The 208-nt window shown below is 56.2% G+C and carries 1 rRNA gene; it reads left to right on the forward strand.

The window, feature by feature from the left end:
• Positions 1-208: ribosomal RNA gene (locus ACN6NF_RS26050) — 23S ribosomal RNA — on the forward strand; the annotation flags it as partial.

Below are 208 nucleotides of genomic sequence, written 5' to 3' on the forward strand. Positions count from 1 at the left end.
CGGCAAGACCCCATGGAGCTTTACTGCAGCATGATATTGAATTTGGGTACGATCTGTACAGGATAGGTGGGAGCCGTTGAGCCTTGAGCGCCAGCTTGAGGGGAGGCATCCTTGGGATACCACCCTGATCGTATCTAGGTTCTACCTGGGTACCGTGATCCGGTACGAGGACAGTGTCAGGTGGGCAGTTTGACTGGGGCGGTCGCCT

The organism is Paenibacillus sp. TSM33 (genome assembly GCF_056099025.1).